The 13,686-nt window shown below is 69.1% G+C and carries 11 protein-coding genes; 3 read left to right on the top strand and 8 right to left on the bottom strand.

Going from position 1 to position 13,686, the window contains the following annotated elements:
* Positions 1–20: 20 nt before the first annotated feature.
* The 5 genes from MW290_RS26200 to MW290_RS26180 all read right to left on the bottom strand — a co-directional run bounded on the left by MW290_RS26200 (position 21) and on the right by MW290_RS26180 (position 5,741).
* Entirely contained in the window at positions 21–1,112 is a 1,092-nt protein-coding gene (locus MW290_RS26200; protein ID WP_250197279.1) for an ABC transporter ATP-binding protein, read from the bottom strand.
* Positions 1,113–1,124: 12 nt separating this feature from the next.
* Entirely contained in the window at positions 1,125–2,009 is an 885-nt protein-coding gene (locus MW290_RS26195; RefSeq protein WP_250197278.1) for a carbohydrate ABC transporter permease, read from the bottom strand.
* The gene (locus MW290_RS26190) at positions 2,006–2,935 is read right to left on the bottom strand and encodes a carbohydrate ABC transporter permease (protein WP_250197277.1); all 930 of its coding nucleotides are present in this window, start codon (positions 2,933–2,935) and stop codon (positions 2,006–2,008) included. The genes MW290_RS26195 and MW290_RS26190 overlap by 4 nt, the downstream gene beginning before the upstream one ends.
* A gap of 16 nt (positions 2,936–2,951) precedes the next feature.
* A complete protein-coding gene (locus tag MW290_RS26185) occupies positions 2,952–4,265 on the bottom strand; it encodes an ABC transporter substrate-binding protein (RefSeq protein ID WP_250197276.1) in 1,314 nt (437 codons plus the stop codon).
* Between the two features lie 90 nt (positions 4,266–4,355).
* Entirely contained in the window at positions 4,356–5,741 is a 1,386-nt protein-coding gene (locus tag MW290_RS26180; protein ID WP_250197275.1) for a maltoporin, read from the bottom strand.
* Positions 5,742–5,975: 234 nt separating this feature from the next.
* Here MW290_RS26180 and MW290_RS26175 point away from each other — a divergent pair, with 234 nt between their 5' ends.
* The 3 genes from MW290_RS26175 (at position 5,976) to MW290_RS26165 (ending at position 8,590) form a co-directional block, all read left to right on the top strand.
* On the top strand, positions 5,976–7,895 hold the full coding sequence (locus MW290_RS26175; protein ID WP_250197274.1) for an alpha-amylase family glycosyl hydrolase: 1,920 nt from the start codon (positions 5,976–5,978) through the stop codon (positions 7,893–7,895).
* A gap of 77 nt (positions 7,896–7,972) precedes the next feature.
* Positions 7,973–8,242 (top strand): ribbon-helix-helix domain-containing protein, encoded by a 270-nt coding sequence (locus MW290_RS26170; protein WP_250197273.1) that lies wholly within the window; start codon positions 7,973–7,975, stop codon positions 8,240–8,242.
* Positions 8,243–8,392: 150 nt separating this feature from the next.
* A complete protein-coding gene (locus MW290_RS26165; protein ID WP_250197272.1) occupies positions 8,393–8,590 on the top strand; it encodes a hypothetical protein in 198 nt (65 codons plus the stop codon).
* Positions 8,591–8,614: 24 nt separating this feature from the next.
* Here the strand turns inward: MW290_RS26165 and MW290_RS26160 are convergent, their stop codons facing one another.
* The 3 genes from MW290_RS26160 to MW290_RS26150 form a co-directional block, all read right to left on the bottom strand.
* Positions 8,615–10,069: an amidase gene (locus MW290_RS26160; protein WP_250197271.1), complete on the bottom strand. Its 1,455-nt coding sequence runs from the start codon at positions 10,067–10,069 to the stop codon at positions 8,615–8,617.
* Entirely contained in the window at positions 10,066–10,881 is an 816-nt protein-coding gene (gene nudC, locus MW290_RS26155) for an NAD(+) diphosphatase (protein WP_250197270.1), read from the bottom strand. The genes MW290_RS26160 and nudC overlap by 4 nt, the downstream gene beginning before the upstream one ends.
* A 75-nt stretch (positions 10,882–10,956) precedes the next feature.
* Complete coding sequence (locus MW290_RS26150) at positions 10,957–13,686, bottom strand: hybrid sensor histidine kinase/response regulator (protein WP_250197269.1); 2,730 nt, start codon at positions 13,684–13,686, stop codon at positions 10,957–10,959.

Here is a 13,686-nt window from a genome sequence, read left to right as displayed (position 1 = left end):
GCAAACCCCCCGCCGGTTGCTCAGGCGGCCTTGCCGTCCTCGTCAAACAGGTAGCAGCTGCCGGGCTCGGGGCGCAGCACCACCGACTGGCCGGACGCCAGCGCCTGGCCGGTTTCGGGCAGCTTGACGGTGACCACCGCCTCGGTGCCGGCCACGCGGGCATGCACCACCTGCACGTCACCCAGGCGTTCCACCAGCACCACCTCGGCCGCGATGCCGTTGCCCTGCGTGGCCACCGCGAGCGACTCGGGCCGCACGCCCACCGTCATGCGGCGCGGCTGGCCGGCATAACGCGCCGCATCGCTGCGCGGGGTGTTGAACGAGGCCCGGTCGCTGAGGCGGACCAGCAGTTCCTGGCCGCTGGGCGAGCTGACCTCGCAGGGCAGCAGGTTCATCTTGGGCGAGCCCAGGAAAGCCGCGACGAAGGTGTTGGCCGGCTGCTGGTACAGGTGCATCGGCGGGCCCACCTGCTCGATGTGGCCACCGTTGAACACCGCGATGCGGTTGCCCAGCGTCATGGCCTCGGTCTGGTCGTGGGTCACGTAGATCATCGTGGTGCCCAGTTCCTTGTGCAGCTTGGCCAGCTCCACCCGCATCTGCACGCGCAGGCCGGCGTCCAGGTTGGACAGCGGCTCGTCGAACAGGAACACGCCCGGCTTGCGCACGATGGCGCGGCCGATGGCCACACGCTGGCGCTGGCCGCCCGACAAGGCCTTGGGCTTGCGGTCCAGCAGGTGGGTGATCTGCAGCACCTCGGCGGCGCGGCCCACCGCGGCCTTGACCTCGTCGCGCGAGGCGCCGTTGATCTTGAGACCGAAGCCCATGTTTTCGCCCACCGTCATGTGCGGGTAGAGCGCATAGCTCTGGAACACCATCGCCACCTTGCGGTCGACCGGCGGCAGGTCGTTGGCCAGCCGGTCGCCGATGCGCAGCTCGCCGTCGGTGATGTCTTCCAGCCCGGCGATCATGCGCATCATCGTGCTCTTGCCGCAGCCCGAGGGGCCGACGAACACCATGAACTCGCCATCGGCGATTTCCAGGTCGATGCCCTTGATGACGTGCACGCCGCCGGCGTAGGTCTTGTGGATTTTCTTGAGTGAAACGCTGGCCATGTCGTTGTCTCGTTAGCCTTTGACGCCGCTGGAGATCGCGCTGCGCACGAACCAGCGTTGGAAGATCAGGAACACCAGCAGCGTGGGCAGCGTGGCCATGGCGGCAAATGCCATCACGTCACCCCACTGCCGCGGGAACTGGCCGAAGAAGGTCTGCATCGCCAACGGCAGCGTGGCGTAGGTGTCGCCGCGCACCACCATGATGGGCCACAGCAGGTCGCCCCAGCGGGCCAGGAACTGCAGCACCGCGACGGTGGCGATGACCGGCTTGGACAGCGGCATCACGATGCTCCAGTAGATGCGCAGCCGGCCCGCGCCATCCATCAGCGCCGCTTCTTCCAGGTCCTTGGGCAAGGCGATGAAGAACTGGTAGAAGAGGTAGACCGAGAACGCGTTGGCGATGAACGGGATGATCTGCACCCGGTAGCTGTCCAGCCAGCCCAGCTCGCCGCTGAACCAGGGCAGCTGGTTGGCCAGCAGCAGCAGCGGCACCGCGATGGCCTCGAACGGGATGATGATCAGCGCCACCACGATGGACAGCAGCAGCTGCCGCCCCGCGAAGCGGAAGCGGGCCAGCGCATAGGCCAGCATGCTGTTGACGATGATGCCGAGCACCACGGTCAGGCTGACGGTGAACAGCGAGTTGAAGAAGGCCCGCAGGAAGTTGGAGCCGGTGAACACCTCGCGGAAGTTGTCCAGCGACAGCTGGCCCTGCGGCAGGAAGGCGGCCAGGCTGTTCATGTCGCGCAGCAGCTGTGCCTCGTCGCTCTTGAAGGCCGAGACGAACATGAACAGCAGCGGGAACAGGAAGAACGCGCACAGCACGGCATGCAGTGCGTACTGGCCGAGCTTGGCCAGCAGGTTCTGGCGGGCTTGGGAAGGGGCTGGGCGGCTCATGCGACGGCGCTTTCTTCCTTGACGAGGGCACGCTGCAGCATCGACAGCGCAAGCACGATGGCGAAGAACACGACGGCCAGGGCCGAGGCGTAGCCGATCTTTCCGTTCTTGAAGCCTTCGGTGACCATCAGCATCACCACCGTGCGGAACGAATCGATCGGCGCGGCGGTGCCGCTGCTGGCGATGATCTGCACCTGGGTGAACAGCTGAAAGGCGTAGATGGTGGTGGTGACCACCACGAAGATGGTGGTGTTCTTCAGCAGCGGCAGCGTGATCCAGAAGAACTGCTGGCCCGGCGTGGCGCCGTCGAGCTTGGCGGCCTCGTACAGGTCTTCGGGGATGGACTGCAGGCCGGCCAGGAACACCAGCATCTGGAAGCCCACGCCCTGCCAGATGGACAGCGCGATGACCGCGTACATTACCAGCGTGGGGTCGCGCAGCCAGTCGTAGGGGCCCAGCATGCCGAAGCTGAGGGCCGAGACGAAGCGGTTGATGACGCCGCCGTCGGGGTTGTACATCAGCGACCACACCACGGCCACGACGGCCATGGTGGTGGCCACCGGCATGAAGTACACGGTGCGGAAGATGCGCGAGCCCTTCAGCGGCTTGTTCACCATCACCGCCAGCAGCAGCGCGAAGGCCGACTGCAGCGGTGCCACCACGGCCACGAACAGGAAGTTGTTCTTCAGCGCGGCCCAGAAGGAATCGTCCTCGAACAGCCGCAGGTAGTTGCGCAGGCCGACGAAGTCGGTGCCCAGCTCCTCGTTGGTGACGAGGCGCTGGTCGGTGAACGACAGCACGAAGGCCATCAGGAAGGGCAGGCCGAGGAAGAGGAACAGCAGGACGACACCTGGCGCCGCGAAGAGCCAGGCGCCGGGCGTTGCAGCGCTCGGCTTGGGTTGTGGGATCTGGATCGCGGTGCTCATGTGTCTGCCTCCGGCCTCAGCGGCTCGGGTAGCCCTTGTTGTCCTCGATGGTCTGGTCGATCTTCTTGGCCGCCTTGTCCAGCTCCTTCTGGGCGTCGGCACCGCCGAAGATGTTGTTCATCGCCTCGGCGAAGGCGCTGGAGATGGCGGGATAGGCCGGGGTTTCAGGTCGCACCACGGCCACGCCCTTGTTGAGCTGGTCGACGTACAGGCGCAGCGGGCCGCCGGCCGCGTAGTTCTTGCTGGCGGACTGGGCTTCGGTGGTGCCGGGCACCGCGCCGTTGCCGTCGGTCACGCGCAGGATCTCGTTCTTGCTCATCAGGTGGGCCAGCACCTTGGCCGCCGCGTCGGGCGCCTTGCAGTCGGCCGAGATGCCGAAGTTCCACGAGCCGGCGCCGGTGGCGGCCTTGGCGCCCAGCTTGGGCATGGGCAGCAGCACCAGGTCGTCGCCCAGGGCCTTCTTGTAGTCGTTGTAGACCCAGTGGCCCACCCACGACAGCGCCGACTTGCCGGCGGCAAAGTCGCCGTCGTTCTTGGCGGCGGGGTTGACGTAGCCGGCCTTGATCCAGCCCTGCAGCGTCTGCGCGGCCTTGACCGAGGCGGGGCCGTTGAGCACGCCCTTGGCGGTCTTGTAGGTCTTGCGGTCGATGAGGTCGCCGCCGAAGCTCTGCAGCAGCGGCGCGAAGCCGTACGACACCCATTCACCGATGCCGTAGTTGAACTTCATGTCCAGCGGGAAGGGCACGCCCGCGGCCTTGAGCTTCTTCAGCGCGTCTTCGAATTCGGCCAGCGTCCAGGCGTCGTCCACGCCCTTGGGAATGCGGATGCCGGCGGCCGTGAGCGTCTTCTTGTTGCCCCAGATGGCCAGGCCCGAGTCGAACTGGCCGACGCTGTACAGCTTGCCGTTGTAGGTACCCTGGCGCACCAGGGTGGGCAGCATCTGGCCCTTGATGGCCTGCAGCGGCGCGTAGGCGTCCAGCGGCACGATCTTCTTGGTCCAGGCGTAGTTGTAGACGTTGGGGCCGTCGAAATCGAGCACGCAGGGCAGCTTCTTGGCCAATGCGGCGGCGTTCACCTGGTCGCTGTAGCTGCCTTCGGGCAGGGCCACTAGGTCGACCTTGATGTCCTTGTTGGCCTCGTTGAAGGCCTTGATGGAGGCGGCGTAGGCATCACGCTCCGGGCCGGGGCCGGCGTGCACCCACATGCTGACGGTGGTTTGCGCCTGGGCGGCACCGGCGGCGGCCAGGGCGGCGGCAACGGCAGCCAGGCGCACGCCGCGGGCGGCGTGACCGGCAGTGCGATGGGGGGCGGTGGGGCGCATCAAGCTCATGCTGTCTCCAGGGACTCGGTAGAAAAGAAACGACATCGATGCGCCGGGAGCTGAGAGGTCCCCGGCGCGTTCAGGGGTGGCCGTGGAAGGTCAGAACCAGGTTTCGACCTGCACGCCGTAGCCCACACCGTGGCGCTTGTCGCTGAAGGCGTCAACGGGGGTGTTGCAGTCGCGGCCGGTGCAGGCCACCGAGCCGGCGGCGGCGGCTGCATCGTTCCACTTGGCGTAGGTGGCGTAGAAGCGGATCGACGGGCGCGCCCAGACGCTGCGGCCCATCGAGAACTGGGTGCCCAGCGTCACCTTGGCCAGCTTGCGGGCATCTTCGCCCGCCACGTTGACCTGCTGGTAGCCCACTTCGGACACCAGGCTCCACACGTTGTTGATGTGGTAGGCCGGTCGGGCGCCCAGCCAGAAGTCCTTCTGGGCCGGCGAGCCCGCCTGATCGAGGTGGCGGTAGCCGGCGGTGACGGTGGCGGTGTAGGGCAGGTTCTTGGGCTCGATCACCCAGTGGTTGAACAGCAGCCATTCGTCGCGTTCGACGGGCAGGGCGGCGATGCCGAAGCCCTTGAGCGCGGCGGCGTTCTTGGCGTACTGGAAGCCCAGGTCATGGAAGCCGCCCAGGCCCAGGAAGTCGGTCTGGCGGTGCGTGACGGTGAAGCCGAAGCCGTCCTTGCCCTTGTTGCTGCTGGTCTTCTGCTCACGCACCAGGACGGTGGTGGGCACGCCGTTGATGTTGATGGTCTGCCAGCTGTCTTCGTAGTAGGTGGAGCTGCCGCCGCGGTTGCCGTTGATGATGATGTTGGCACCCAGCGTGACCTTGCCGCCGGGGTTGGTCTCGATGTCTTCCAGGCGCAGGTCGTGCGAGGTGGCGGTGCGCGAGCCGCCGTCGATCAGCTGCGGGTTGTAGGCGGTGTTGGTCTTGTCGATGCCGTAGCCTGCGAAGTCGCCGGCGCGCAGGTAGGCATAGGCGAACTTGCCGAACGGCGTCTTGACGCCGTCGATGCCGAAGCCCGGGGCGGCCGCCGGTTCCCAGTAGGTGTAGTCCAGCATGTGGATGTCGGGGTTCTTGTAGAACCGCTTGCCGGCCCACAGCGTGGCGCCCTTCAGCGCCGACCAGCCGGTGGAGGCGCCGATGTCCACGGCCTCGACATAGGCCTCGCGGAAGGCGGGGGTGGTCTGTTCCCAGTTCGCCATCTGCTGCGTGCCGTAGGCGGTGGTGAACTTGGTCTTGAAGGTGGTGCCGTCCACCTGGCCCAGCGTGGCGCCGAACGACAGTGCCGCGTAGGTGTCGCACTCGTTGCCCAGGCGGAACCAGACGATGGAGCCGGGCATGCGGAAACAGACTTCCTTGCCGTTCTGGCTGCTCGAGCCGGCGCCGGTACGCAGGTAGCCGGTGAAGTCGACCGGGGCGGCAGAAGCACAGACGGCCATGGTGGCGGCGGCGACAGCGGCCAGGCTGAAAATCACTTGTCTCATAGGTGATGACTCTGTCATTTGCATGCCGCGGCGGGCATGAGGCGCGGTAGGTGGAGTGCCTGGCGGGCTTGCCAAAGCGGTTTGGACTGTAGTCAAAGCGTTTTGGGTGCGCTTCGGCGTTTACCCCAAGCGTGTGAAGCGTCACAAGGTGTAGAGTTTCCAAAGCGCTTCGGGTGCTTGCGCTTCTTTCGTAAATCGATTTATCTGACACCGCCTGGTGCGGTGCATGCCTGCATGCTCACTCTCGACAACCAGTCCCGGCTGGCGCTCACGCACGTGCGCAGCGCCCTGTCGCGCCGGCTCGGCGCCGCCGCCCGCGGCCGCGCCTGGGAGGCCTTCGCCGCCCGGCTCGACCAGCACTTCCCGCGGCTCTTCGCCGAACTGGCCGGCCTCTACGGCCAGCGGCCCGACTTCGTGCCCTTCCTCGACGAACTGCTGTTCACCGCCTGGCAGGGTTGGCAGTCACGCCCGGTCGACCTGCGGGCGCAGGACGCCCAGCGCGAGGCGGACACCGACTGGTTCCAGCGCGAAACCATGCTGGGCGGTGTCTGCTACGTGGACCTGTTCTGCGGCAACCTGAGGGGCGTGATCGACCAGATCCCGTACTTCCAGGAACTGGGGCTGACCTACCTGCACCTGATGCCGCCCTTCAAGTGCCCGCCCGACCACAACGACGGCGGTTACGCGGTCAGCAGCTACCGCGAGGTGAACCCGGCGCTGGGCACCATCGAGGACCTGCGGGCGCTGGCCGTGGCCTTGCGCAAGGCCGGCATCAGCCTGGTGCTGGACTTCATCTTCAACCACACCGCCGACGACCACGAGTGGGCGCAGGCGGCGGTCAAGGGCGATCCTGCGCGGCGCGACTTCTACTACCTGTTCGACGACCGCAGCCAGCCCGACGCGTACGAGAAGACGGTGCGCGAGATCTTCCCCGACGAGCACCCCGGCGCCTTCAGCCAGCTGCCCGACGGCCGCTGGGTGTGGACCACCTTCCACAGCTACCAGTGGGACTTGAACTACGGCAATCCGGCCGTGTTCACCGCCATGGCCGGCGAGATGCTGGCCATCGCCAACCTGGGTGCCGACATCCTGCGCATGGACGCGGTGGCCTTCATCTGGAAGCGGCTGGGCACCAGCTGCGAGAACCTGCCCGAGGCGCATGCGCTGATCCGCGCCTTCAACGCGCTGTGCCGCATCGCCGCGCCGGGGCTGCTGTTCAAGAGCGAAGCCATCGTGCACCCCGACGACGTGATGAAGTACATCTCGCCCCAGGAGTGCCAGCTCTCGTACAACCCGCTGCAGATGGCGCTGTTGTGGAACACCCTGGCCACGCGCGAGGTGAACCTGCTGCAACAGGCGCTGCAGGAGCGGCACACGCTACCGGCCGGCACCGCCTGGGTGAACTACGTGCGCAGCCACGACGACATCGGCTGGACCTTCGCCGACGAAGACGCCATCCGCTTCGGCATCAACGGCTTCGACCACCGGCAGTTCCTCAACCGCTTCTACGTCAACCGCTTCCCGGGCAGCTTCGCGCGCGGCGTGCCCTTCCAGGACAACCCGGTCACCGGCGACTGCCGCATCAGCGGCACCTGTGCCTCGCTGGTGGGGCTGGAGCAGGGCGACCCGCTGGCGGTGCAGCGCGTGCTGCTGCTGCACAGCGTGGCGCTGAGCACCGGCGGCATTCCGCTGATCTACCTGGGCGACGAGGTGGGCACGCCCAACGACCACCGCTACCTCGACGACCCGGCCCAGGCCGGCGACAGCCGCTGGGTGCACCGGCCGCGCCGCGTGCCGGCGCTGTACGCCCAGCGTGAGGACGCCGGCACGCCGGCAGGCCGCATCCACCAGGGCCTGCGCCGCATGATCGAGGTTCGCCGAAGCCATGCGGCCTTTGCCGGCAATGCGCTCACCGGCTTCGGCAGCGGCAATGCCAGCGTGCTGGGCTACCTGCGCGGCCTGCCCGACCGCCCGGTGCTGGTGCTGGCCAACTTCAGCGAGCATCCGCAGCACTGCGACGCGGCGGTGTTCTCGGCCCTGCCGCCGGTGCTGCCCGACCTGCTGCAAGGCGCGCCGCACCCGGTGCGCGGCGGCCTGACGCTCAAGCCCTACGAGGTGCTGTGGCTGGACGTGGCGGGCGCGGCCGGCGGTTGAGGGTCAGGGGCGGCAAACTCGCGAGCAAGGCGTGGCCGCTATATTGACGCCTTGTTCGCTTGAAGTCGGAGCCGTCGATGCCCAGCAGCACCACCATGACCGTTCACCTGAATGAAACGCTCAGCGATTTCGTGGCTGCGAACGTGGGCGCTGAGGGTCGCTACCAGGACGAGAGCGACTACCTGCGCGACCTCATCAGGCGCGACATGGAGCGGGCCGAGCAGGTGGCGGTCGACCGCTTGAAGGCTGAACTCGCCCAGGCGTTTGCTGCGCCGGAGTCGACGTACCGGACCCTGACGGCCGCTGACGTGATGGCCCGCAACGCCAAGCCGGCCAAGGCGGGATGATCCATGGCGGTCGTCCGCATCCAGGAGTCCGCGTCCTGGCGTCTGGACGAGATCTACCGCTATACCCAAAACCTTTGAGGCGAGGCGCAAGCCGAGCGCTACATCACTGGCCTGTTCGAAGCATTTGAGCGCATCGATTCGCACGAAGTCATGTCCCGGCCGATTCCTGCGTCGCTGGGCGTGTCGGGATTCTTCTTCCGCTACCAAAACCACTTCGTCTACTGGAAGCGCCTGTCCAACGGGGATGTCGGTATCGTCACGGTACTGCACGAACGCATGCACCGTGCGGTGCGATTGCAGCAGGACTTTGCCGGCTTGCCTGCGACGCCTGAATCCGATCCATCCTGAAGAGCCCGGCCATCGACGGTCTGCTCACCCCAGCAGCGGACTGCGCACCCCGCTGCACCCGCTCGCCAGCTCATAGGCGTGCCCCATCTGCAGCACGGCCAGGTCGGCGCGCGGCGGGCCCATGAGCTGCAGGCCGATGGGCTGGCCTTGGGCGCCGAAGCCGGCGGGCATGCCGAGCACCGGCAGGCCGGCCAGCGTGCCGCCGATCACCACTTCCATCCAGCGGTGGTAGGTGTCCATGCGGCGGCCATCGATCTCCTGCGGCCAGTCCAGCGTGGCGTCGAACGGGAACACCTGGGCCGAAGGCAGCACCAGGAAGTCGAAGCGCTGGAACTGCTCGCGCACGGCCTGGTACCAGGCCGTGCGGTCGACCGAGGCGCGGACCACCTCGGCCGCCGTCAGGCGCAGGCCGTTCTCCACCTCCCACACGGCTTCGGGCTTCATCAGCGCGCGCTGCGCCGGGTTGGCATGCCAGGCCCCTTGCGCACCCGCCACCAGCGCGCCGCGCAGCGTGAGCCAGGCGCGCCACAGGCGGTCCATGTCGAAGAAGGGCGCCACCGCCTCGACGGTGCAGCCGAGGGCCTCGAAGTGGCGCAGCGCCTGGGCGCAGGTGGCCAGCACGCCCGGCTCGGTGGCCAGGTGGCCGCCGAAGTCGCCCAGCCAGCCGATGCGGGCGCCGCGCCAGTCGCGGTCCAGCGGCTGGGTGAAGGGCGTCACATCGGTGTCCAGCGACAGTGGCGAGCGGGCGTCGTAGCCGGCCTGCACCGCCAGCAGCTGCGCCACGTCGGCCACGGTGCGGCCCATCGGGCCTTCGGTGCCCAGCTGCTGCAGGAACTGCTCGGGCGCCGGGCCGCGCGGCACGCGGCCGAAGGAGGGGCGCAGGCCGAAGACGTTGTTCCACCCGGCCGGGTTGCGCAGCGAGCCCATCATGTCGCTGCCATCGGCCACCGGCAGCATGCGCAGCGCCAGCGCCACCGCGGTGCCGCCGCTGCTGCCACCCGCGCTCAGCCGCGGGTCGAAGGCATTGCGGGTGCTGCCATACACCCGGTTGTAGGTATGTGAGCCCAGGCCCATCTCGGGCGTGTTGGTCTTGCCGATGAAGATGGCGCCGGCGCGGCGCATGCGCTCGACCACCAGTGCGTCCTGCGTGGGCACGTGGTGCTGCAGGATCAGGCTGCCGTGGGTGCTGCGGATGCCGGCGGTGTCGGCCAGGTCCTTGGGCGCCTGCGGCATGCCATGCAGCCAGCCCAGCACCTCGCCGCGGGCCAGCTGGGCATCGCGCTCGTCGGCCTGGGCCAGCAACTGCTCCGCCGGCTGCAGCGCCACGATGGCATTGGCCTGCGGGTTCAGGCGCTCGATCTGCGCCAGGTGGGCGGCCATCACCTCGCGGCACGAGACCTCGCGTTGCCGGATGGCCTGGGCCAGCCGGGTGGCCGGCCAGTCGCACAGCTCAGGCGTGGTGCCGGTCGTCTGCGTCATGGCGTGCCTTCGCCGGCCAGCCTGGCCACCCAGTCGCGGATCAGGTGGCCGGCGATGGAAAAGCGCGGCGGGATGCCCGGCAGCGCGTCCAGCGGGTACCAGGCCGCATGCTCGATCTCCTCGGGCTGCGGCACGATCTCGCCGCCGTCCCACTCGGCGGTGAAGGCCACCATCAGGCTGTGCGGGAAGGGCCAGCTCTGGCTGCCGAAGTAGCGCAGGTTTTTCACCCGCACGCCCACCTCCTCGGCCACCTCGCGGCGCACGCAGTCTTCCAGCGATTCGCCCGGCTCCACGAAGCCGGCCAGCGCGCTGTACATGCCGGGCGCGAAGTGCGGCGCCCGCGCCAGCAGCAGCTCGCCGGGGCGCCACACCAGGGCCATCATCGCCGGGCTGATGCGCGGGTAGGCCGCATGGCCGCAGGCCGGGCACACGCGGGCGCGCTCGCCGGCCTGCAGCTCGGTGGGCGTGCCGCACACGCCGCAGTGGCGGTGGGTGCGGTCCCATTCCAGCACCTGGGCGGCGCGCCCGGCCAGGGCCAGCAGCGGCGCATCGAACTGCATCATCGCGGCGCGCAGCGGCACCCGCCGCCAGCCGGCCGGCACTTCGGGCAGGGTCAGCGTCCACACGTCATGGTCCTGCAGGCGGCCCAGGTAGTGGCGCGTGGCTGCTTCGGCCGGCCAGTCGGTCGGCTGGCCGGGCTGCAGCGGCTGACCTTCGTCTTCGGGCAGCAGCAGCTGGCGGTCGACGAAGGCGAAGTGCCAGGCCAGCGGCGTGGGCTGCTGCGGCGGGCGGTGGTCGGGCGTGAAATGCATGGCGGGCGGCGCGTGTGGGCCTGGCGGGTCGGGCGGACCGGGCAGGTTAGCGCAGGCAGCGCCGGCCTGCTGGCGTCACAGCCGCGCCAGCACCGCCTGCAGGCGGTCCATCGCCTGCGTCAACGCCTGCAGCGAGCTGTCCAGCGCTTCGTCGCTGCTGCCCTGGGCCAGGTCCAGCTCCAGCGCCTGCGCGGCCAAGTCCACCTCGTAGGCGCTGACGGTGGAGGCCGCACCCTTGAGCGAATGCACCAGCGCCGAGGCGAGGCCGCGGTCGCCGTTGAGCATCGCGCTGCGGAATTCGGGCAGGAAGCGGCGCTGCTGGCGATCGAACAGGTGCAGCAGCCGCAGGTACAAGGCCTCCTGCCCGCCGGTGCGGCGCAGGCCGGCGGCCACGTCCACGCCGGGCAGCTCGGGCAGGCGGCCGAGGCCGGGCAGGCGGTCGCCGAGCCCTGCGCGGGCCGGCGGCGGCGGCGTGGGCAGCCAGCGGGCCAGCGCGGCGTACAGCGCCTCGATGTCGATGGGCTTGGCGATGTGGTCGTTCATGCCGGCGGCCAGCGCCTGTTCACGGTCGCCCACCATCGCGTCGGCGGTGATGGCCAGCACCGGCAGCTGCTGCCAGTCGGGCCGCTCGCGGATGCGGCGCGCCGCCGTCAGGCCATCGACCACCGGCATCTGGCAGTCCAGCAGCACGCCGTCCACCGGCTCGCTGGCCAGCAGCGCCAGCGCCTCGCCACCGTCGCGGGCCACCACCACCTGCATGCCCACGCGTTCCAGCATGTCGGTGGCCAGCTCGATGTTGATCTCGTTGTCCTCGGCCAGCAGCACCTTCAGCCCGGCCAGCCGCGGCCGGTACTGCGTCAGCAGGTCGAGTTGCGGCGCGGTGACCACCGGCTTGGCGCGGGCCAGCCCGATGGCGCTGTGGTAGCCGTCGATCAGCGCCGAGGGCGTGACCGGCTTGGTGAGCACCGCGCCCACCTCCACCGACTGGCGCTGCAGGGCGCGCAGCAGCTCTTCGCGGCCCAGGGCGCTGACCATCAGCACGCAGGGCGGGTGGAGCGCACGCTCGGCGATGCGGCGTGCGCACTCGGCGCCGTCCATGGCCGGCATGCGCCAGTCCAGCAGCACGATGCGGTAGGGCCGTTCCTGCGCCTCAGCCTCGGCGACGGCGCGCAGTGCGGCTTCGCCGCTGTCCACCGCATCCGACTCGAAGCCCAGCCGGCCGGCCATGGTGTGCAGCACCAGGCGCGCCGCCTCGTTGTCGTCCACCACCAGCAGCCGGCCCTGCATCGCGGGCGCGGCCAGCACAGGCTCGCCGCGGGGCTCGGCCGCGGCCTGCGGCAGCCCCAGCTGCAGGTCGAAGGCGAAGCAACTGCCCACGCCCGGCGTGCTGGTGACGGTGATGCGTGAACCCATCAGGTTCATCAGCCGCTGGCTGATGGCCAGGCCCAGGCCGGTGCCGCCAAAGCGGCGCGCCACCGAGCTGTCGGCCTGGGTGAAAGGCCTGAAGAGCAGGGCGGCCTGCGCCGGCGTCATGCCGATGCCGGTGTCGCACACCTCGAAGTGCAGGTGCATCTGGCGCGGGTCGCGCGCCAGCACCTGCACCCGCAACAGCACATGGCCCTGCTCGGTGAACTTGACCGCGTTGGTGCACAGGTTCAGCAGCACCTGGCGCAGGCGCAGCGCGTCGCCCATCAACAGCGGCGGCAGGTCCACCGGCAGGTCGAACACCAGCTCCAGGTCCTTTTCCTCCACCCGCAGGCCCACCAGGTCGGCGATGCCGTCGAACAGGCTGCGCAGGTCGAACTCGCTGCGGTCGATCTGCAGCATGCCGGCCTCGACCTTGGAGTAGTCGAGGATGTCGTTGAGCACGCCCAGCAGCATCTGGGCCGAGGTCAGCACCTTCTCGACGTAGCGGCGCTCGCGCGGCGGCAGCGGCCCCTGCAGCGCCAGCGTGGACATGCCGATCACCGCATTCATCGGCGTGCGGATCTCGTGGCTCATCGAGGCCAGGAACTCGCTCTTGGCGGCGTTGGCCAGCTGCGCGGCCTGCTTGTCCACCTCGTGTGCACGCGACTCGGCTTCCAGCTGCAGCCGGCGGTCCACCTCGTCGCGCAGCTGGTGGCGCATGCGCTCGATGGCCTGCCCCAGGCGGTCGATGTCGTCGCCACCCCAGTGCGCGGTGGGCGGTTGCACGTCGCGCCGGTCCAGGTTGTCCAGCCGCAGCGCCACGGTGTAGTCGGCGATGCGCACCAGCCGACGCGTGACCAGCTGCCGCAGCCCCAGGATCAGGATGGTGGACAGCAGCGTGGCGCGCAGCAGCTCCATCGCGAACACCTGACCCGCGGTGGCGAGCAGCCGCCGGTGCAGCTCGGCCGAGGAGGCCGTCACCGTGAGCTGGCCGATGCGCTGGTCGTCCTCGGGGTCGGGGCCGCCGTGGTGCACCAGGTCGTAGCTGCGCACCAGCAGGTTGCCGTCGTCGGTGGCCTGCGGGTCGCGGGCCACCGCTGGCCAGGGCAGGTCCCCCGCCACCGCCGCCTCCAACACGCCCGGCAGCCGGCGAATGCCTTCGAGCTGCTGCATCGTCTGCTCATGGTCCAGCGCCCAGACATTGGCCACCAGCGCCGGCACGTGGCTCACGCTGATCAGGCTGAACTGCGCCTCGAGCTGGCCGATGCCGCGCCGGTACTCCTGGTGCAGCTGGTAGGCGGTGAACACCGTGGACAAGGCAGCGCTGGTGACCACGATCAGCAGCACGATGCTGCGCGCGATCGAGCCGCGCGGCGCCGGAGGCGTGGCTGTGGGCAT

Origin of the sequence: Aquincola tertiaricarbonis (assembly GCF_023573145.1) — a bacterium.
In the GTDB taxonomy this organism is placed as follows: domain Bacteria; phylum Pseudomonadota; class Gammaproteobacteria; order Burkholderiales; family Burkholderiaceae_C; genus Aquincola; species Aquincola tertiaricarbonis_B.
The sequence above is the reverse complement of the archived record's forward strand: the minus strand, read 5'-3'. Positions and strand labels throughout refer to the sequence as shown.